This is a genomic window from Allobosea sp. FG18 (genome assembly GCF_057809495.1).
The window spans coordinates 1-19,074 of record NZ_JBMDKB010000046.1; the positions used below are offsets into that span (position 1 = coordinate 1).

Consider the following 19,074-nt stretch of genomic DNA (forward strand, 5'->3'; position numbering starts at 1 on the left):
AAACTTGGACGCCGATCCCCCGCCTCATGGGGTCAAACTTGCACGCCGAAACACAGACCGGTGTCCCGCATCGGGTTGGCTCGCTGCTCGGTGCGGAATTTCGGAGTCTGTGGATCGCGGACAATTTCGGGAAGGACCTTCCCGTTGAACCGTCGGTGCTTTCGGTGACGCCGCTTCTCAAGGCGCTGATCGTCGAAGCCGCGGATATCAGCGAGCAGGAGGATGTCGATGGTTACCGTGGCCGCGTCGTGGCGCTGATCCTCGACCAACTCCGTCGCGCACCAAAATTACCGAGCGCTCTTCCGTGGCCCCGAAGCGAAGCGCTGATCAAGATCTGCGAAGCGCTCTTCCTCGACCCGAACGACGAGCGGAGCGCCGATGACTGGGCCCGGGAACTGGGCATGTCGGTTCGGACGCTGACCCGACGCTTCGAAGCGGAAGTTGACGCGCCGCTGCGCTCGTGGAGGCGCCGACTGCGTGTCTTCCGCGCGATCGAACTGTTGAGCAGCGGAATGTCCGTGACCAGCGTCGCTATGGAACTGGGCTACGGCTCTCCCTCCGCCTTCATCTTCGCGTTTCGAGGGGAGATGGGGAAAAGCCCCCATGCCTTCGTTCGTCAGAACCCGGGACCTATGGCAGGGAGGTAGGAAAGCGCGGAGCCGCGCTCGACACATCAGATGCATGCCACCCGCCGCTGGGCGATCAACCCGGTAGGACCACGACCTTTGCGCCTGCCGAGACGCGTCGATAGAGGTCGATCACGTCCTGGTTCATCATGCGAATGCAGCCCGACGAGACGGCGTGGCCGATCGTCTCGGGCTCGTTGGTGCCGTGGATGCGATACAGGGTGTCGCGGCCATCCCTGAACAGATACAGCGCCCGGGCACCGAGCGGATTATCCGCGCCGCCGCTCATCCCGCCAGCCCATTTCGCATATTTGCCGGGCTCGCGCCGGATCATGTCGGGAGTCGGCGTCCAGTTCGGCCACGCGCGCTTGGTCGCGACATTGGCCGATCCGGACCAGGCCAGTCCCTCGCGGCCGACGCCCACCCCGTAGCGCAGAGCTTTCCCGCCTTCCTGCACGAGATAAAGGAACCGATGCTTCGGATCGACGACGATGGTGCCCGGCGCTTCCTTCGTCCGATACTCGACGAGCTGACGCAGATTCCGCGGCTGAAGATCCTCCAGCGAGACGGCCGGAACATGAAATGGTTCGCCATCGACCTCACCATAGCGCTCAACGTCAAGGGCGCTGAATCGCGGCGCGGGCGGCGGCTCAGGCCGTTGGGCCATGGTCGTGCAACCGGCGACCAACGCAGCGAGCATTACGACCGCGGCACCGCGGATCGGCAAGGTAGAAGCCATTTCCGTCGCCCCTACTGGCCAGCCTGCTTCTTGCGGGCGTCGGATACGACCTGCTTGAAGCCCTTGTAATCCAGCGTCGAGGTACGGAACGGTCCGACGAGATAGGTCGGCGTTCCTTGCAGCCCGAGGGAGTCGGCCTGAGCCATGGTGCGCTTGAGCAGCGCGAGAATCTTGTCGCCGTGGGCATCGAGGTCGGCCTGAAGGCGTGCGAGATCGAGCCCGGCCCCCTTGATCGCCGCCGAGATTTGCTCCTTGCTCAGCTTTCCCCGGGTCGCCATCAGCGCGTCATGCGCTTTCTGATATCCGCCCTGGTAGGTCGCCGCGAGAGCAAGCTGGGCGGCATAGACCGAGGTTTCGGCGATGACCGGCCAGTCCTTGTAGACGAGCCGAATCTTGCCGTCCTCCTTCATGACCCGGGCGAGCTCGACAGCCGATGTCTTGCAGAACGGGCAGTTGTAATCGAGGAAGGCGACGATGGTGACGTCGCCTTCCGGATTGCCGCCAACGGGCGCGTCCGGATCATTGAGAATGGCGTTTGCGTCAATCTGCCCTTCCTGAGCTGAAGCCAGGCCAGGGAGGCCCGCCGCGGCGAGGACAAGTCCTCCCAGAATGGTGCGACGATCGTGATGCATGGCTTCGCGCTCTCTTCGATGTACAGCCTGAGCAGTTCCCGCCGTCGCGGGCAATCTGCGGTTCCCATGCGGGAACGATGCGGCCATCGAGCTTCGCCAGCTTAAGGCAGCCTTAAGCTGGAGGGAGAAATCCGGCGTCGAGGGAATGACATGCGCGTTCTGATCGTCGAAGACGACCCCATCCTTGCCGACGGCCTCAGTGTGGGCCTGAAGATCCATGGCATCAGCGCGGAGGTTGTCGGTTCATGCGCCGATGGCAGGCATGCCTTGGCCGCAGGAGCCTTTGACGTGATCGTGCTCGACCTCATGCTGCCGGACGGTTCCGGGCTCGACCTGCTGGAGAGTCTGAGGGCAGGTGGCGAGCGTAGGCCTGTCCTCCTGCTCACGGCACTCGACGACACACGCGATCGAATCGCGGGGCTCGATCGCGGAGCGGATGACTATCTGGGCAAGCCATTCGATCTCGATGAACTCGCGGCACGGCTGCGCGCTATCGCTCGGCGCGGCGAGGGCAGGGCGGCCTCAACGATCGCCGCGGGCGGCTTCGTCCTCGATCCGGCGATTCACCTGGTCTCACGCGATGGCAAACCGCTCGATGTGACTCGGCGCGAATTCGCGATCCTTCGCGCGCTTGCCCAGCGTCCCGGGATGATCCACTCGCGCGCAGAGTTGGAGGAACGCCTCTATGGCTGGCAGGAGGATGTGGAGAGCAACGCAATCGAGGTTCACATCCATAACCTTCGCCAGAAGCTTGGCCGCGAGGTGATCGAAACCGTGCGGGGTGTCGGCTATCGCCTGAGGCCGACACCGTGACCTCGCTTCGCGCAAGGCTGTTCCTCATCCTGGTCGCGACGACCGGCGTGATCTGGCTCGCTGCGACCATCTGGATCTACCTTGGCACGAAGCGCGAGCTGGAGCGCGTCCTCGACACACGCCTTCAGGAAGCCGCGCGCATGGTTTCGTCGCTGGTCCGCGACGATGGAGGAATGGCGGACAATGCGATCGCGAAGGTACCACCCGGGAGGATTGATACGAGCAGCTATGAGCGGCAGCTCTCTTGCCAGATCTGGTCGTTGAGCGGTCGGCTTGTCGCTGCTTCGGGTACGGCACCAACGGAACGCCTGACCGAGCAGCGGGAAGGGTTCTCGGATAGCATCCTCGATGGCGAGACCTGGCGCGTCTATGCCATCGAGGATGCCGCGAAGGGCGTGCGGGTCCTGGTCGGCGACCGGCTCGGCTTGCGCGACCGGCTCGTTCAGGACCTCGTGCTCGGTCTCGTCGTGCCGACCCTGGTGATGCTGCCCCTGTTCGCGTTACTCATCTGGCTCAGCATTGGGCGCGGCCTTGGCCCCTTGAAGCAGATCGCTGCCGACCTGAAGGGCAGGGCTGCCGACGATCTCATGCCGCTGCGGGGCAAGCCGATCGACGAGGTTCTCCCCGTTACCGACGCTCTGAACGGCTTGTTCGGGCGATTGGAGGCAGCGCGGCGGCATGAACGGGAGTTCACTGCCTTTGCCGCGCATGAATTGCGCACACCTCTCGCCGGGATCCGCACGCAAGCCCAGATCGCCAGGGCTGCCGAGCAATCGGAAATGCGCCAGTCGGCCCTAGGAAAGATCATCGAAGGAGTTGATCGTACTGCACGCCTCGTGAGCCAGTTGCTCGCGCTTGCCCGCCTCGACGCCGATGTCGCGAGACCGGTGATGATCCCCATCGCGATCGAACCACTGCTGCGCGAGATCGACAAGGGGCGCTTGCGAGACGATCTCATCGTCGAGATCGATCCGGAGCTCGATGCATTCGCAATCACCGGCGACCCCGACAACCTCCGGCTTGCCTTGCGCAATCTCCATGAGAACGCGTGCGGATACAGCCCCCCTGGAGGGAAGGTGCGCTGGCGCCGAGCCGCAGAGACCAGCCTCACCGTCGAGGACGAGGGGCCAGGAATTCCCGTCGATGAGCTCGCGCTGGTCAGGCAGCGCTTCTATCGGGGCCGCGGACAGAACCACAGTGGAAGCGGGCTGGGTTTGGCGATTGCGGAAGCTGCGCTTGCGAATCTCAGCGGGAGCATACTCGAGCTGAGGAACAGGGAGAGTGGCGGACTCTCGGCAACCGTTTCGTTTCCAAACGCCGGTTGGCAGCAAAGGTCGCCACATAAGGACTAGCCCGGCTGCCAAGCTCGACCAAAATTGTACCCAAAATCGAGGATGGGGTGCAATCTTGGTTGGGGCTCTTCCGAGCCCAACGAGAGCCTAATCTCAGACGCCCTCACATCCGCATCGTCGAAGTCGTTCCTTCTGAGGGCGAAAACTCGCGCCAGAGGCCGTCCTCGATGGAGAACTGATGAACGCCGAGACGGGACGTTACGGCCGCGACGTGAAGCGTCCGGCTATAGAGGTGCGCGGCCTTCAGCGTGAAGGCGGCAGGGAGACTTCTGTCAACGGCCCGATCGGACGAGTGATATCGATCGTCACGGCCTTGGCGGCGGCCAGTGCAAGCACCGCACGAATGGGATCCTGCACTCCGGCAACGCGGGCTGCACAATCGACGAGGTACGAACTCCCGCCAGATTCCGTCAAGTGCTCTGCTATCAGGACGCGGGAGAGCGGCGGCACGGGGTACCGAGCGGAGGAAGCGATCAGTTCGGAGCCATCGAAATGAAGCCGCCGTCGAAGCCATCGTTCGCTGACGATAAGAATTTCTAATGGATATAGATGATTATGAAGCCTTCGCCGAAGTGACGAGAGGAGGATCGAGTCGCCGGGGATTGCAATAATACCAAGAATCCGATCGATTAGCCGGACCGTCCTCATAGCGGACCCTGGAGGAGCAACTGAGGAAGATAGGATTAACTCATCACAGGGGCTGCGCTGGAAATCGCGAACGCGAGGGTCCGCCAGGAGCCTGGCATCCAGAGCGTGGTGAAGTTGATCGGCTGGTCCGAAAGGATTGGTCGAGGGCTGCTTGATGGCCATCGTCAATGGCATGGGATTCATGGCAAGGCTCCGCGTTGCCGGGAAAGGGATTCCCGGCGCTCGCTTCATGGATCCGCGCCAGGTGACGCGGCGGTTCGGAATGGCTGCGGCGGAGAAGGAGGCTTGATGCCGACTGACGATCAGGCGCCCTCGAGGCCGCCAGAGCTCAATGCCGGTTTCGAACAAAATGTTCGATTCGTTTCCGGGGATATGGTTACCGGCCCGCTCGTCGTCGCTGCCCGGGGCCTTCTGGGTTGGGGCCAGGCTGAGTTGGCCGAGCGAGCCGAAATTCGACGGCAAACCCTGGCGGAATTCGAAGCAGGGGTTCGGCGCCCGCAGGCTCGGGTTCGTGATGCCGTTCTATCCGTGCTCGAAGGCGAAGGAGTTCGATTCGTCGATATTGCGGGCGCATGCGGGCCCGTCTTGAATTTCAGCTCAAGATAATTGTCGTTCTATCGATCCGTCGATTTCGAGGCCTGTCGTCGGAACGATGCCAGATGACGACATGCGTCGACGTCCAATCCAGGCGATGGCGCCCTGGGCCTCAGGGCCAATTTCCACAAATGGTGTTGAGCACCGTCGCATTGCTGTGCTCCGAGCCGCTCATGCTCCGAAACGAAGAGCGGCCGAACGCAATGCCGAGATCTCAAACCATTCCGCTGGTCAAACCGTAGAGTAGTCCTGCCACGGAGCAGGCGGCGATGGCTTTGATCGTGCCGACCCGAAGCGGAACACGCGACCATGTCAGCGAGGGGCGGCAGACCGATAATGTTGCATCCTGCATCGCTTTCAGCGCCGCCAGCGCGTCGGCGTGCAGCCCGCGTTGGAGCGAGACCAGCCAATCCATCGGAGCCCCGGATCAACCGGCCCGCGAAGGCCATTTCTCATGCAGATCGTCGATGACGAAGGCATGGTCATGGCGATGTCCGTCGGCATCGGCGAGGTGCGGGTGGTCAGGCGGCAGGTCGTCATGGCTGTGAACCAGGCTCTCTGCGTCGGCCGCGGGCCAGACGCGCGCGGCCACGATGACAGCGGCGAAGGTCAACGCCGCGAAGACGCCGGCAGTCATGGAGAGCGGGAGCGCGGCCCCGAGCCACCCCGCGAGCGGATAAGTGACGAGCCAGCAGGCATGCGAGAGCGCGAACTGCGCCGCGAACACGGCGGGACGATCCGCCGTCTGGGCGGAACGCCGCAGCAGCCTGCCCGAGGGCGTTTGTACCGCTGAATACCCGATGCCCAGCAGCAGCCAGGTCACCAGGAGCAAGGGCCAGATCCAGGTTCCGGCGACCGTCGTCGTGGTCGCGACATCCGTCCAGGAGGCGGTGAACAAGGCCGCACCGAAGAGCGTGAGCACGAGGCCGAGCCAGCAGGCCGCGACCAGCATGACGCGCCGGTCGGGAAGCTTGTCGAGAAGGCGCGGCAGGACCAGCGCCGCAAGCATCGAGCCGCCCCCGAAGCAGGCAAGCGCCATCGCAACTTGCCCATCGCCGAGCCCAAGCCAACCCTTCACGATCACCACGGTGTTGACGATCACCAGCGCGCCGCCGGCCGCCGCCGCCATGCTCAGGGCAAGCAGGCCGCGGAGGCGCGGCGTCGCGAGATAGATGCGCATGCCGCGCGTCGTCTTGTCGTAGATGCCGCCCTCACGTTGAACGGCTGGCGACATGGGCAATGAAACCGACAGCACGAGAGCCGCGGAGCAGAGGAAGCCGACGACGGTGCCCGAGAACAGCCAGTGGAAGCTGATCAGGCTGAGCAGGAGGGCGGCGAGCGCCGGGCTGATGAGGCTTTCGAGATCATAGGCCAGCCGGGAGAGCGATAGAGCGCGGGTGTAGTCGGCCTCCTCCGGCAACACGTCTGGGATCGTCGCCTGGAAGGTCGGCGTGAAGGCCGCCGAGGCCGATTGCAGCAGGAAGATCAGGACATAGATCTGCCAGACCTCGGAAACGAAGGGCAGCAGCAGGGCAATGGCGGCCCGCACCAAGTCCATCGCGATCAGGAAGGCGCGCCGTGGCAGTTGTGCAGCGAAGGCACCGACCACTGGCGCGACCGTGACATAGGCGACCATCTTGATCGCCAGCGCAGTGCCGAGAACCGCGCCCGCCTTGTCGCCGGCAAGTTCGAAGGCGAGCAGGCCGAGCGCGACGGTCAGAAGACCTGTCCCGAGCAGCGCGATGATCTGCGCGAGGAACAGGTGCCGGTAGGTTCGGTTGGAAAGAACGTCGAGCATGATCGTCCGATGCGGTTTTGATCAGCCGCCGGGCGGCAGGACCAGGGCAGCCTGCGCCGTACGCGTTGCCTGGGAGGAGAGCCCCATCCAGCCGTGGATGCCGACATAGAGGCCGACGCCGATCAGCAGGATTCCGGAGAAGTAGGGCGCACGTCGCGCGAAGGTCGAGAACCAGGACCAGCGCTTCGTCGCGTGACGGACGCTCAGCGCGGCCGCCGCGCCGACGGAGACGAGCGTGATCGCGAGACCGATCGAGAAGCACAATACCAGCGTGAAGCCGAGCGTGAACTCCTTGAGCTGGAGACAGAGCAGCACCACGGTGATCGCAGCCGGGCAGGGGATCAAGCCGCCGGTCAGGCCGAACAGGACGATCTGCCAGGTCGTGACGTTGCTGTCGGCGAAGCGGCGGCGGATGTCGTTGGCATGCGCCAGCTCGTGGGCGTCCTGGTAGCCATCGGTCGCGACATCCAGACCACGCAGTTCCTCATGCATGTGGTCGTGGCCATGGGCGTGATCCTCGACGAAGGAGAGATCGTAATCATGGGTGTGGTCGCCATGGCCGAGGCTGACCCGCGCCATGAACTCGTGGGGTTCGGGGATTTCCTGCACGGATTCGAGGAGCCCGGAACGCCTCTCGAAGGTGAAGGCCTGACGCGAGCCGTCCGGCCGCTCGGTGACGATGCCGACGTCCTTGGCTGCCCAGGCATGGCCCCGCTCGGTACGAATGCGCCAGCGCGGCGGGACGCCATCCTCGAAGACCTCGACGGCGATGACGCCATGCCCGGTGTCGATGCGACGGATATCGGCCTCGTGGCCATGGTGAGAATGCGCGGCTGCCGTTGCGGGGCCGTGCGAATTCCCGCCGTGACTATGCCCGCCATGTCCTCCGTGGCTGTGGCCCCCGTGGCCGCCATGGCTATGTCCCGAGGCCAGCCTGGCGCGCTGCTGGTCTCCCCAGGTGCGCCAGAGCATCCAAAGGGCCATGCCGACGATGATCACCGCAGAGGTGATCTGGAGATAGGGCTCGAACGTTTCCGGGGCGACGCCCTGCCAGAGGTACATGCCGCCGATCGCGATGCCCCAGACCACGAGCGTATGGGAAACCGTCGCCGCCAGGCCGAGGAGTACGGCCTGCGTCACTGTTCCACGGATCGCGACGATGAACGCGGCCATCATCGTCTTGGAGTGACCCGGCTCCAGGCCATGCAGCGCACCGAGCAAGATTGCGCTCGGGATGAACAGCCAGGCGTGAGAGGCACTCTGCTGGATCAGGTCGGCGAAGGACGGCATCACGTTCTCATAGGTACTTGGCGATCTCCTTGAACTCGTCGATCGAGCGGCGCTGTTCGCGTGCGAGAGGACCGACGACGTCTTCGAGGCAGTGATCGAGATGGTCTTGGATCAGGTTCTTCTTGGCCTGTCCGATGGCCTTCTCGACCGCGTGAAGCTGCTGCGCGAGCTCAAGGCACGGCCGACCGGTTTCGATCATTTCGATGACCTTGCGCAGATGGCCCTCCGCCCGCTTCAGGCGCTTGGCGATCTCGGGATGGCTCTCGTGCAGATGGCTTTCGGACATGGCTGATGGTATCCCCCTGGATAGGATGAGTCAAAGCGCGATTCGGTGCCTTCAGTTCATCACGTCAAACTTTCGTTAAGAATGGTGTCCCTAGCTGTTCGTCATGCCGCGTCGCAGCATCAGAATCAGATCGAGCCTCGCGGCCGCCTTCCTGGCGGTGTTCGCGATGCTGCTGTCCGCGGTCCACGTCCAGTCGGGCCACAACGCCTATGCGATGGCCCAGGCTGAAGCCCAGCGCCACGCCGAACTCGCCGCGACGATCGCCGATCACGGGCATTCGCATGACGAGGGCGAGCCGGATGAGCGCGTCCCGGGACATGTTCACGGTCACAACACCTCCGACCATGTTCACGAGACCGCCAACCTGGTCGCTCAGCCCCGGCTCGGGATGCCGCGTTTCGTCGGCACCATGATGCGGCATGAACCGCAAGATACCGAGCTGGGCCTGCGTCACGGCCTCGATCGACCGCCGAGATCCACTGTCGCTTGAAAGCGCGCCGCCCAAGGCGGCGTTCCCTCACGACACATCTCGGAAATCACATGAAACGATCCTCATTGGCGGGGCGTCGCAAGCTGCGCGCTCTGTTCATAGTCCTGCTTGCTGCGATGTTTGGGCTGATCGGCCTGAACGCAGCACTCGCCCACGCCGTCGCTGAAGGCGACAAGGGCTACATCCAGGAGATCACGGGGGTGAACATCATCCCCTTCGTCTACCTCGGCGCGAAGCACATGGTGACGGGGTACGACCACATCCTGTTCCTGTTCGGGGTGATCTTCTTCCTCTATCGGCTGAAGCACATCGCGATCTATGTCAGCCTGTTCGCGATCGGCCACTCGACCACGATGCTGCTCGGCGTGTATTTCAACGTTGGGATCAACAGCTACCTCATCGACGCGATCATCGGCCTGTCGGTCGTCTACAAGGCGCTCGACAACATGGGCGCCTTCCAGCGCTGGCTCGGCTTCCAGCCGAACACGAAGGTCGCGACTCTGATCTTCGGCCTGTTCCACGGCTTCGGCCTGTCGACCAAGATCCTCGAATACAAGATCTCGCCGGACGGCCTCGTCCCGAACCTCCTCGCCTTCAATGTCGGCGTCGAAATCGGGCAGCTCACCGCCCTGGCGATGATCCTGATCGCGATGGGCTTCTGGCGCCGCACCAACAGCTTCTGGCGCCATGCCTACGCCGCCAACACCGTCATGCTCACCGCCGGGTTCGTGCTGATCGGCTACCAGCTCACCGGCTATTTCATCTCGCAAGCTTGAGGTTCGCACCCATGTACAACACTGACATCCCGACCCGCGCGGAACTGCCCACCTCGGCCCAGCTCCTGCGCTCCACCGCCATCGCCTTCGTCGCCGCGGCTGGCATCCTCGTCACCATCGTGCTCCCGGCCGAGTACGCCATCGACCCGACCGGGGTCGGCCGGATGCTGAAGTTGACCGAGATGGGCGAGATCAAGACCCAGCTCGCCGAGGAAGCCGAGCGCGATCGCCAGAAGGATTCAACGAGCTTCATGGAGCAGCCGGCTCGTCCGGCGCAGGATCAGCGTTCCAGCCTGCTCGGCAGCGCGCTCGCGGCTCTCTTCGTTTCTCCCGCCCAGGCGAGTGAGCGGCTGGTCGTCGCCCAGGCAGCCGGACGCAAGGACGAAACAGTCATCACCCTGAAGCCCAGCGAAGGTGTCGAGTACAAGCTGACGATGAAGGCGGGCGCCAAGGTGAACTTCTCCTGGGCCACCGACGGCGGCGTCGTGAACTACGACATGCACGGCACCCCGGCCGGCGGCGGCAAGGAAAAGAGCTACAAGCAGGGACGTGGTGCCGCCAGCGACGACGGCGTTCTGACGGCTGAGGGTGACGGCGCCCATGGCTGGTTCTGGCGCAATCGCGGCGCCAAGGATGTGACGATCACGCTGAAGACCAATGGCGCCTATGCTGAGATCAAGCGAATGATCTAAATCGAGAGCGGGCTCAACCTGGTGCATCACACCTTGGTTGAGCCCTGCCCACCAGTTTTGGCTTCCAAGGATGCGTCGCGGGTTCGCTTCCAATTTGCGGCCGGAGACTACTGCTGGCAGTTGGCGACGAAGAAAACGGCTAGGGTCGCCGCATGAAGATCGCAGCAATCCAGATTGACCTGTTCGACGATGCCCCTGGCTACTTCAGGGTGCTGCGAAAGCTAATGCCTCGCCCGATCGTCCCGCGGGCGAAGAGCGCGTTCCCGAACCTCGCGGTGTTGGTGGACACCGAGACCACCGGCCTCTTGCATACCCGGGACGAGATCATCGAGATCGGCGCGGTGAGCTTCACCTACGACGATGCGGGCGTGATCGGGGATGTTGTCGGTGTCAATAGCGGCCTGCGCCAGCCATCCGCTCCGATCCCCGCGGAGATAACGCGGCTGACGGGCATCACGGATGAGATGGTCTCCGGTCACGGCATCGATATCGCGGCGCTCGATGCTCTGGTCGAACCCGCCGACCTCGTCATCGCGCACAATGCCGCGTTCGATCGCCCATTCTGCGAAAAGCTATCGCCAGCCTTCGAGTCGAAGGCCTGGGCATGCTCGGTCACCGAGATCCGGTGGGCCGATCTGGGCTTCGAAGGCAACAAGCTCGGGTAAACCCGCAGCCTCTTCCGGCTCAGGGTGTCCCGCGTCAGGATCTGGTCGCCGATCGTATACCGGCGTTCGCCGAAGTTCACGGTCGCGGCTGCCGTCAGCCTGCCGAAATCGACGCGGCAACGGTTCGCCAGGGCCTCGAGCAAATGGCGTTCCGGGATCAGACGCGGTGTACGCCGCGGTAGCGCGCGAAGCTGGTCCGGCCCGAAGATCCGAACAGGACGACCTCGTAGTTGTCCGGCGCCTTGCCGGCGACCTCCATGCCGGGAGAGCCCATCGGCATTCCCGGAACGGCGAGGCCCCGAGCCTGCGGCTTCTCGGCCAGGAGGCGCTTGACGGCGTCAGCCGGCACATGACCTTCGACGACGTAACCGGACACCTCTGCCGTATGGCAGGAGGCAAGGTCGCCCGGCACGCCGAGGCGGAGCTTCACCTGGTCGACGTCCGAGGATGTGATGACCTCGACGGGGAAGCCTGCGGCCTTCATGTGCTCCACCCAGCCGCCGCAACAGCCGCAGTTCGGATCCTTGGTCACGGTCACCTTCGGCAGGGTGGCCTGCGCAAAGGCTCGTCCGGCCATCATCGCGGCGCCAGAGGTTCCGAGAACGGCGAGGAAGCGGCGGCGGGTGAGCATGAGCATCTCCTTCAGGCTGCGACCGGGGTATAGCCGGCCTTGGCGACGAGAGCCTTGATGGATGCCAGGTCGCTGCTCCCGCGGACGGACACCAACTTGGAAGCCGGATCGGCTTCGACCTGCGTGCCGGGCAGTCCCGTCTCGATCGCGTTCTTGATCGTGCCAGCGCAGTGACCGCAGGTCATGTCCTCGATCCGCAAGGTCAGGGCATTCGGATCACGTTCGGCCGCCTGGTCCGGCCGGGAGGAGTGGTTGTTGCATCCGCACATGGAATGGTCTCCGTTTCTCATCGACGATGAGAACAGCCTGCACCTTACCATGATGGTAAGGTCAAGCGGCGATTCATCACGACGCGCCGATGTCGCGACGGCACGTACATTGCGAGGGCGCTCTTGCGAAGGCGGACAACCCCGTGTCCGCCCGCTTTCATTGGTTCGGAGCAGGGTTGACCTCGTTGCGAGCCTGGCTCCATCCGGGGTGGCGCATCAGTGCTTGTTCGGGGTGTCGTCGTCAGCACCATCGGATCCACCGGGCATCATGGCACCGCCGGGTCCCATCATTCCCCGCCCCATCATTCCCCGCCCCATCATGCCTTGCGCCATCATGCCTCGGCTGCCCATCCGGACGAGTGCCGGCAGCCGCCGCTTCTGGGCCTCGTCGAGGGTCGCGTGGAGCGGCGCGGCAGCGTCCGCGAGCTTGCGCATGGCGTCGGATCCCTGGCTCATATGATCGGCCATGGTGCGCAGCATGTTCACCGGATCGTTTGCCGTCATGCCTCCCGTCTGGCGATTGGCCTGCATATGGCTGAGGTGAAGGGTCGCCAGGTTCCGGAGCGCGGTTTCGACCGAAGGCCATAGCTTTTCCTGGCCGGCGGTCAGCTTCAGCCCGGCATGGATGGACGCGATGTGGGCTTCGGCGAAGGCACTCATATCCTCGGTCGAGAACTGGCCCATCATCCCTCGGCTGCCGCCGGGCATGCCTTGACCCTGCATCATCTGGCCCATGGGCATTGGCATTCCGGATTGGCCGGGCATCGCCTGAGGTTTTGCTGGCGCCGTGGATTGGGCCTGCGCCTTGGGGGCATTACCTGGATGGTGCGGGTCACTGGAAGTCGGCGCCTGGGCCAGCGCGGGCCCGGCAAGGGTAACCAGGACAGTCGCGAGAACGGACATCTTCATGGCAGTGTCTCCTTTGAGCGGTCAAAAAGGGTAAGAACGGCGTCGGCGCAGCTTTCGCGGAATGGCCGCAGGCAGCGCCGATCAGGTTGCGTCGGGCGCAGCCATTGGTCCCGGGGCTGCAAGGGCCCCCAATGTTCTCAGCCGGGCCGCAGCCGGCCCGGCCTTGGGCGGTCACCCCCGCTTGTCGTGGTGGCCGTGGCCGCCGTGCATGAACAGATGCATCAGGGGGCAGGCCAGCAGCAGGAGGTAGGGCAGTGCGGTCACGATATGAACGCCGTGGTTCGCGAGGAGGTAGATGCCGAGAGTGGCCAACGCTAGCGAGCAGACCCAACCCAGAGGCGTGTTGATCAGCAGGGTCCGCCAGGTTCGTGGCGACTCGGGGGCAGGAGTCGGTGTGGTGGGCATGTCGATCTCTCCCGGTGCGGAGCGTGCCGATCTTGGACCTTGCTGGCGAACGGTGCCTTGAGCGAAATCAAGCGGGGTACCGGCAAGGCTCGTTCCGCCCACCCGGTCTGCTCCCGCTTCCTGGCACCTAGCGGGCGGCGATGCCGTTCGGCCCCTTGCCCACCGGATAGGCCTTCCCGGCCGAGAGGCTGCCGAGATCGATCGCGGAGATGGTGTTCGCGTAGGTGTTCGTGACGTAGGCCGTGCGACCGTCGCGAGCGATGACGATGCCGTGCGCTCCCTTGCCGACCGTCACGTTCCGGATCAGCTTGCCGTCCTCGAGCGCGACGACCGACACCCGGTTGTCCGGCTTCGCCGCCGAGCCCTGGTTCGCGACCAGGGCGGCCTTGCCGTCCGGCGTAACGTAGACCTGCACGGGTCCGTTTCCGACGGAGGCCTTCCGCAGCAGCTTGCGAGCGTCGACGTCGATGATGGCGACCTTGTCCTCGCCGTTGAGCGAGACCACGAGGATGCGGCCGCTCCGGTCGAACGCGACCTGGACCGGCCGCTTTCCGACGGAGATATGCATGGCCCTCTCCGGATTGCGCGTATCCACCAACGAGACCGTGTCGCTCTTCATGTTGGCGACCGCGAGCAGGTTGCCGTCCGGCGATAGGCGCAGTCCATGCGGGTAGTTCTGCACGGGGATGCGACCGGTTACCCTACGCCCCGGGATATCGACCACTACCACCGAGTTGGTTTCGGCGTCGGTCAGGTAGGCGAAATGCCCTTGTGCGTCGGGAACGACATGCGCCGGATGTCCTCCAACGGCCACGACCTGCGGCGCGCCGGGCGCGTCGCCAGAGACGTCCATGAGAATGAGCTGCCCGCCTGCGGAACCGTGAGCCGCATGGCTGCCGGACTGTGCCGCAGGCATACCGGTCGCCAGGATGAGGCGGCCATCGGCGGTGACGTCGACGTTGTGCGGCGAGATCGGAATCGCCGCCGTAGTGGTTTTCGAGGTCTGGGAGTCGATGATGGAGAGGCTCTGCCCGTTCTCGTTGGCGACGACGATCGTGTCGGCCCGGGCGCCGGCGGCGCCAAGGGATGTGACGAGGGCGAGTGCAATCTGGGTTCTGCGTGCGAACATCGCATTGTCCTTCCGAATTCGAATTGAACAGGGGCCCGGTGCCCACGCAGGCCGCGACGTCACGGAAGCGGCGGGGTCGGGATTCGGTTGGGTTACGCGATGGATTTTGGCGGTTTGAATCGCACCTCCGGGATTGCCCCGGTCAGCATCAAGTCATTCCCCGGCTGGAGGCAGACGGCTTCGGGCCATCCTGGGAAAGGGGCACCGGCACGGATCATCGCGGGGGGCACGACGAGGCAGCTCGAGGAAGCGCCGAGACAAGCCTGGTCGCAAGAGGGGCCGCCCGCCGTTCCCTCGGCGTTGTCTTGATCCGCGTTTCGGCCGTGATGGATGGAGGCCGCCGCCGGGTCGACGTGCCCATGCTCCATGACCAAGGACAGGTGAGTGGCAGGACCGGGCGCCGAAAAGGCAGGCGTCGCCATACGACCGACCACGAGAACCATCGCGGCGACCGCGAGGAGCATGGCCATCAACGGAGACAGAGCTTTTTTGCGACGCCTCTTCATTGCAAAAAGTCTACCCGGCTGGCGGACCGAAACCTTGCGCTGCATCAAACAGTCGGACGGACCGAGCGGCTCCCGATGGAACTGCCCGGTCCGGGAACTACAGGCGTACGGTGCGCAGGCGGATCGCGTTGCCGATCACGCTGACCGAGGACAGTGCCATTGCGGCCGCCGCGATGATCGGCGACAGCAGGATCCCGAAGAACGGGAAGAGCACTCCCGCCGCCACCGGCACGCCGAGCGCATTGTAGATGAAGGCGAAGAACAGGTTCTGGCGGATGTTGCGCATTACGGCCTGCGACAGCCGTCGCGCCCGCACGATTCCGGTGAGGTCGCCTTTCAGCAGGGTCACGCCAGCACTTTCCATCGCCACGTCGGTGCCCGTGCCCATGGCGATGCCGACATCCGCCGCCGCCAGCGCCGGCGCGTCGTTGACGCCGTCGCCCGCCATGGCGACCACCCTGCCGTCCGCCTTGTAACGCTGAACCACGGCACTCTTCTGGTCGGGCAGAACCTCGGCCTCGACCTCGTCGATACCGAGCCGCCTGGCGACCGCTCTCGCGGTCGTCCAGTTGTCGCCGGTGAGCATCACGACCCGGATGCCTTCCGCCCTGAGCCCGGCGAGCGCCTCCGGCGTCGAACTCTTGACCGGATCGGCAATGGCGATGGCACCCGCCACCGTTCCACCGATTCCGGCGAAGATCACCGTGGCGCCGTCCTCGCGCAACCTGTCCGCTTGCTCTGCCAGGCGATCGGGGACGATGCCATGCTCGGTCAGGAAGGCCGCGTTGCCGAGCACGACGCGCCGCCCCTCGACGGTACCCAGCGCGCCCTTGCCGGTGGGCGAGTCGAAATCGGCGACCGGCGCTGTGGCGATACCCTGCTTGTCGGCGGCCGCGACGATGGCCAGCGCCAACGGATGCTCGCTCGCCCGTTCCACGCCGGCCGACAGGCGCAGGATTTCGGCTTCGTCAAAGCCCGGAGCTGGAACTACAGCAGTCACGGATGGCCTGCCCTCTGTGAGGGTTCCAGTCTTGTCGACCACGAGGGTGTCGACCTTCTCCATGTGTTCCAAGGCCTCGGCATTCTTGATCAGAACGCCCGCCTGGGCGCCGCGGCCGACCCCGACCATGATCGACATCGGCGTGGCGAGACCGAGCGCGCAGGGACAGGCGATGATGAGCACCGCCACGGCCGCGACGAGGCCGTAGGAGAGCCGCGGCTCGGGACCCCAGAAGGCCCATGCAATGAAGGCGAGCGCCGCCACGCCGATGACCGCGGGCACGAAGTAGCCCGAGACGTGATCGGCCAATCGCTGGATCGGGGCGCGGCTGCGCTGGGCCTCCGCCACCAGTTGGACGATCCGCGACAGCATCGTGTCGTGCCCAACCTTCTGCGCCTCGATCACGAGTCCGCCGGACTGGTTCATCGTGCCCCCGATGGCCGCGGCGCCGACCTCCTTGGTGACTGGCATCGACTCGCCCGTGACCATCGACTCGTCGACCGCGCTGCGCCCCTCGACGACGACGCCGTCGACCGGGACCTTCTCGCCCGGCCGCACCCGCAGGCGGTCACCGACCTGCACGGTGTCGAGCTGGACCTCCTGCTCGGTGCCGTCAGGCATGATCCTCCGGGCCGTCTTGGGCGCGAGGTCGAGCAGCGCGCGAATGGCCCCGCTGGTGCTCTCCCGCGCCCGCAACTCGAGGACCTGCCCAAGCAGGACGAGAACCGTGATGACGGAGGCCGCTTCGAAGTACACGGCCACCGAACCGTCATGGCCTCGGAACGCGGCCGGGAAGATCCCGGGCGCCAGCGTCGCCACCATGCTGTAGACCCAGGCAACGCCCGTCCCCATGGCGATGAGCGTGAACATGTTGAGGTTGCGCGAAACCAGCGACTGCCAGCCACGCTCGAAGAACGGCCAGCCGGCCCACAGCACGACAGGAGTCGCGAGCAGCATCTGGACCCAGTTCGAGGTCTGCTGGCCGACGTAGTGGCCCAGACCCGTCAGGTGCCCGCCCATTTCCAGCACGATCACGGGCAGGGAGAGCGCGAGTCCAATCCAGAACCGGCGCGTCATGTCGATCAGTTCATGGCTGGGGCCGGTCTCCGCCGTCGCGAGCACGGGTTCGAGCGCCATCCCGCAGATCGGGCAGGAACCGGGTCCCACCTGTCTGATCTGGGGATGCATCGGGCAGGTGTAGATCGTGCCTTCCGGCACGGGTTCCGCCTTCCGGGCCGCCGCTGGCTCGACGTATTTGGCGGGCTCCACCATGAATTTTGACTGGCAGCCGGAGGAGCAGAAGTAATACGGCTTGCCCTCGTATCGCGCCCGGTGCGCGGTTGCGTGCGGGTCGACCGTCATCCCGCAGACCGGGTCCTTTACCTTCCCGGCTTCCCCGGCGTGTTCATGGTCATGGCCCCCAGGGGCGCGATGGTCATGATGATGGCCATGGCCCTTACTGGTCGGGGTGTCGGTCATGACCATTCTCCGCATACGCATCGATGAGCTGCGGTAAGGTTGGGCCTTCCCATAATAGGAAGGTCAAGCGTTTGCGTTGGGGCTTCCGTCCTCGCGCTCGTCGTGGTCAGCGATAACGTCCTATGTCGTGAAGCAGCTTTAGGCTTTGGCCAGCGGGTCTCATCGCGCCGGCAGATCGCCGACGTTGGCAGCAAGCTGATCCAGATGGTTTCCACCGTCGACAGGATCGCTCCCAGCCATAGCAAACACGGGATCCAGCGGCGCTGACGCGGCCGTGGCCCTCACCGTCCTCAAGACGAGATGCGCACCCAGGTGGAAGGCCTACAGGGTCGCCTTTGGCGCCCTCACGGCTCTTGCAGAGAGGGGGCCTTCCACCTGGCGCCCGACCGCTACAGAAACGGTCGGTATTCTGTTCCCGCCTTGGCGACGGCATGCGCCGCCCGCGCCATCTTGGCGGTGAGCGCGGTCATCGCCTTGCGACGGCGATCGGCATCGTCCGCGTGGCCGGCAATATAGCGACCGAGCTTATCGCGGAAGCTGTTGTCACATTGGCGTGCGGCGACCTGCGCCGCCATCCAGAATGTTCGGCGCAGGCGGGCATTGCCCTACTTCAAAAGCTTGGTCCGACCGCGGAAGGTACCGGATTGGCAGGTCGCGAGGTCGAGTCCGCAGAACTTCAGGAACTGGCGGTAATGGCCGAACCGCCGCAGGTCTCCGGCCTCGGCCAGGATTGTCAGAGCGTTGATCGGTCCGATTCCCGGAATCCGCCGCAGCAACCGGTAATCGTGATGATCGGCCAGCGTAACCTGCGCGATCTCGTCGATCCGGTTGCGCTCCCGGGCCAGGCCCCGCGCCTGACCGCGCGCTTCCGCCCGCCCGAAAAGCGACATGCCCGCGAGGACCGACAAGCGCGTCGGACTGCCGGCTGACTTGCCTCGGCGCGTGCGGCCCTATTCGTATGTGGCTACTGAGGCGTCGGTTGCCTCGATCATCTCGAACACGCGGTATCGCCTGATCAGACGGCATACCTTCGGGTGAAAGCTCCAGCCTCCCGGAGCGCCGCAGACCAGCATCATGATCGGAAGGGTCGTTCGCGCTTTCGGGGTCTTGATGATCGCCTTCAGGCAGGCTTTGTCCGTCCAGCTAAGAACAGCCGCCCGGGCATTGGGATGGGTATGCCAATCGCCCAGATAGGTGTCCCGCCTGTCGGATCGCGCGTAGTGCTCCGCGATCGCCGCGAGTTGCCAATCCTGGTCCGGCTTGAAGCTCCGTCGACTGCGATGGGCATTGTGACCTGAGACCCTGATCTTCCTCCAGATTTGAGTAGAGTCCGTCGATCAAGGAG

The 19,074-nt window shown here is 64.7% G+C and carries 21 protein-coding genes and 2 pseudogenes; 9 read left to right on the forward strand and 14 right to left on the reverse strand.

Annotated elements, in window-relative coordinates; genetic code table 11:
* Positions 1-647 (forward strand): AraC family transcriptional regulator (locus ACODTJ_RS28005; protein WP_488851376.1); only part of this gene is annotated, 647 nt, incomplete at its 5' end.
* Between the two features lie 55 nt (positions 648-702).
* Here ACODTJ_RS28005 and ACODTJ_RS28010 read toward each other — a convergent pair.
* Together ACODTJ_RS28010 and ACODTJ_RS28015 are read right to left on the reverse strand one after the other, a co-directional pair.
* The gene (locus ACODTJ_RS28010; RefSeq protein ID WP_488851378.1) at positions 703-1,365 is read right to left on the reverse strand and encodes a L,D-transpeptidase; all 663 of its coding nucleotides are present in this window, start codon (positions 1,363-1,365) and stop codon (positions 703-705) included.
* 11 nt (positions 1,366-1,376) lie between these two features.
* The gene (locus ACODTJ_RS28015; RefSeq protein WP_454656776.1) at positions 1,377-2,084 is read right to left on the reverse strand and encodes a DsbA family protein; all 708 of its coding nucleotides are present in this window, start codon (positions 2,082-2,084) and stop codon (positions 1,377-1,379) included.
* 63 nt (positions 2,085-2,147) lie between these two features.
* Between ACODTJ_RS28015 and ACODTJ_RS28020 the strand changes: the two genes are divergently transcribed.
* From ACODTJ_RS28020 to ACODTJ_RS28035, 4 genes are all read left to right on the forward strand, one after another.
* Entirely contained in the window at positions 2,148-2,810 is a 663-nt protein-coding gene (locus ACODTJ_RS28020) for a response regulator (protein ID WP_454656777.1), read from the forward strand.
* Positions 2,807-4,162 carry an ATP-binding protein gene (locus ACODTJ_RS28025; protein ID WP_488851380.1) on the forward strand — a complete coding sequence of 452 codons (1,356 nt, stop codon included), beginning with the start codon at positions 2,807-2,809 and terminating at the stop codon, positions 4,160-4,162. Before ACODTJ_RS28020 ends, ACODTJ_RS28025 begins: the two co-directional genes overlap by 4 nt.
* Before the next feature lie 802 nt (positions 4,163-4,964).
* Positions 4,965-5,099 (forward strand): hypothetical protein, encoded by a 135-nt coding sequence (locus ACODTJ_RS28030; protein ID WP_454656779.1) that lies wholly within the window; start codon positions 4,965-4,967, stop codon positions 5,097-5,099.
* Entirely contained in the window at positions 5,099-5,416 is a 318-nt protein-coding gene (locus ACODTJ_RS28035) for a helix-turn-helix domain-containing protein (protein WP_454656780.1), read from the forward strand. The genes ACODTJ_RS28030 and ACODTJ_RS28035 overlap by 1 nt, the downstream gene beginning before the upstream one ends.
* Before the next feature lie 202 nt (positions 5,417-5,618).
* Here ACODTJ_RS28035 and ACODTJ_RS28040 read toward each other — a convergent pair whose 3' ends face one another.
* From ACODTJ_RS28040 to ACODTJ_RS28055, 4 genes are read right to left on the reverse strand one after another with little or no spacing between them, the layout of a single operon-like run.
* On the reverse strand, positions 5,619-5,819 hold the full coding sequence (locus ACODTJ_RS28040) for a hypothetical protein (protein ID WP_454656781.1): 201 nt from the start codon (positions 5,817-5,819) through the stop codon (positions 5,619-5,621).
* Positions 5,820-5,831: 12 nt separating this feature from the next.
* Positions 5,832-7,202, reverse strand: a complete 1,371-nt coding sequence (locus tag ACODTJ_RS28045; RefSeq protein WP_454656782.1) for an MFS transporter — start codon at positions 7,200-7,202, stop codon at positions 5,832-5,834.
* A 21-nt stretch (positions 7,203-7,223) separates the two neighbouring features.
* The gene (locus tag ACODTJ_RS28050; protein WP_488851383.1) at positions 7,224-8,492 is read right to left on the reverse strand and encodes a nickel/cobalt efflux transporter; all 1,269 of its coding nucleotides are present in this window, start codon (positions 8,490-8,492) and stop codon (positions 7,224-7,226) included.
* 7 nt (positions 8,493-8,499) lie between these two features.
* The gene (locus tag ACODTJ_RS28055) at positions 8,500-8,778 is read right to left on the reverse strand and encodes a metal-sensing transcriptional repressor (protein WP_454656784.1); all 279 of its coding nucleotides are present in this window, start codon (positions 8,776-8,778) and stop codon (positions 8,500-8,502) included.
* A gap of 166 nt (positions 8,779-8,944) precedes the next feature.
* Here ACODTJ_RS28055 and ACODTJ_RS28060 point away from each other — a divergent pair, with 166 nt between their 5' ends.
* From ACODTJ_RS28060 to ACODTJ_RS28075, 4 genes and pseudogenes are all read left to right on the forward strand, one after another.
* Entirely contained in the window at positions 8,945-9,268 is a 324-nt protein-coding gene (locus ACODTJ_RS28060) for a hypothetical protein (protein WP_488851385.1), read from the forward strand.
* A 50-nt stretch (positions 9,269-9,318) separates the two neighbouring features.
* A complete protein-coding gene (locus ACODTJ_RS28065; protein WP_454656786.1) occupies positions 9,319-10,044 on the forward strand; it encodes a HupE/UreJ family protein in 726 nt (241 codons plus the stop codon).
* Positions 10,045-10,055: 11 nt separating this feature from the next.
* Positions 10,056-10,736, forward strand: a complete 681-nt coding sequence (locus ACODTJ_RS28070) for a transmembrane anchor protein (RefSeq protein ID WP_454656787.1) — start codon at positions 10,056-10,058, stop codon at positions 10,734-10,736.
* Positions 10,737-10,924: 188 nt separating this feature from the next.
* Positions 10,925-11,398 (forward strand): annotated as a pseudogene (locus ACODTJ_RS28075) (3'-5' exonuclease); the annotation flags it as partial.
* A 160-nt stretch (positions 11,399-11,558) separates the two neighbouring features.
* Here the strand turns inward: ACODTJ_RS28075 and ACODTJ_RS28080 are convergent.
* The 8 genes and pseudogenes from ACODTJ_RS28080 to ACODTJ_RS28115 all read right to left on the reverse strand — a co-directional run bounded on the left by ACODTJ_RS28080 (position 11,559) and on the right by ACODTJ_RS28115 (position 19,048).
* Positions 11,559-12,038: a DUF411 domain-containing protein gene (locus ACODTJ_RS28080; protein ID WP_454656788.1), complete on the reverse strand. Its 480-nt coding sequence runs from the start codon at positions 12,036-12,038 to the stop codon at positions 11,559-11,561.
* 5 nt (positions 12,039-12,043) lie between these two features.
* On the reverse strand, positions 12,044-12,301 hold the full coding sequence (locus ACODTJ_RS28085; RefSeq protein ID WP_454656789.1) for a heavy-metal-associated domain-containing protein: 258 nt from the start codon (positions 12,299-12,301) through the stop codon (positions 12,044-12,046).
* 216 nt (positions 12,302-12,517) lie between these two features.
* Positions 12,518-13,210: a Spy/CpxP family protein refolding chaperone gene (locus ACODTJ_RS28090; protein WP_454656790.1), complete on the reverse strand. Its 693-nt coding sequence runs from the start codon at positions 13,208-13,210 to the stop codon at positions 12,518-12,520.
* 171 nt (positions 13,211-13,381) lie between these two features.
* The gene (locus tag ACODTJ_RS28095) at positions 13,382-13,615 is read right to left on the reverse strand and encodes a DUF2933 domain-containing protein (RefSeq protein ID WP_454656791.1); all 234 of its coding nucleotides are present in this window, start codon (positions 13,613-13,615) and stop codon (positions 13,382-13,384) included.
* Between the two features lie 127 nt (positions 13,616-13,742).
* Positions 13,743-14,744: a YVTN family beta-propeller repeat protein gene (locus ACODTJ_RS28100; protein ID WP_454656792.1), complete on the reverse strand. Its 1,002-nt coding sequence runs from the start codon at positions 14,742-14,744 to the stop codon at positions 13,743-13,745.
* A gap of 603 nt (positions 14,745-15,347) precedes the next feature.
* Entirely contained in the window at positions 15,348-17,735 is a 2,388-nt protein-coding gene (locus tag ACODTJ_RS28105) for a heavy metal translocating P-type ATPase (RefSeq protein WP_454656793.1), read from the reverse strand.
* Positions 17,736-18,050: 315 nt separating this feature from the next.
* Positions 18,051-18,589 (reverse strand): annotated as a pseudogene (locus ACODTJ_RS28110) (transposase); the annotation flags it as partial.
* A gap of 90 nt (positions 18,590-18,679) precedes the next feature.
* Entirely contained in the window at positions 18,680-19,048 is a 369-nt protein-coding gene (locus ACODTJ_RS28115) for a Mov34/MPN/PAD-1 family protein (protein WP_454658987.1), read from the reverse strand.
* Positions 19,049-19,074: the final 26 nt, after the last annotated feature.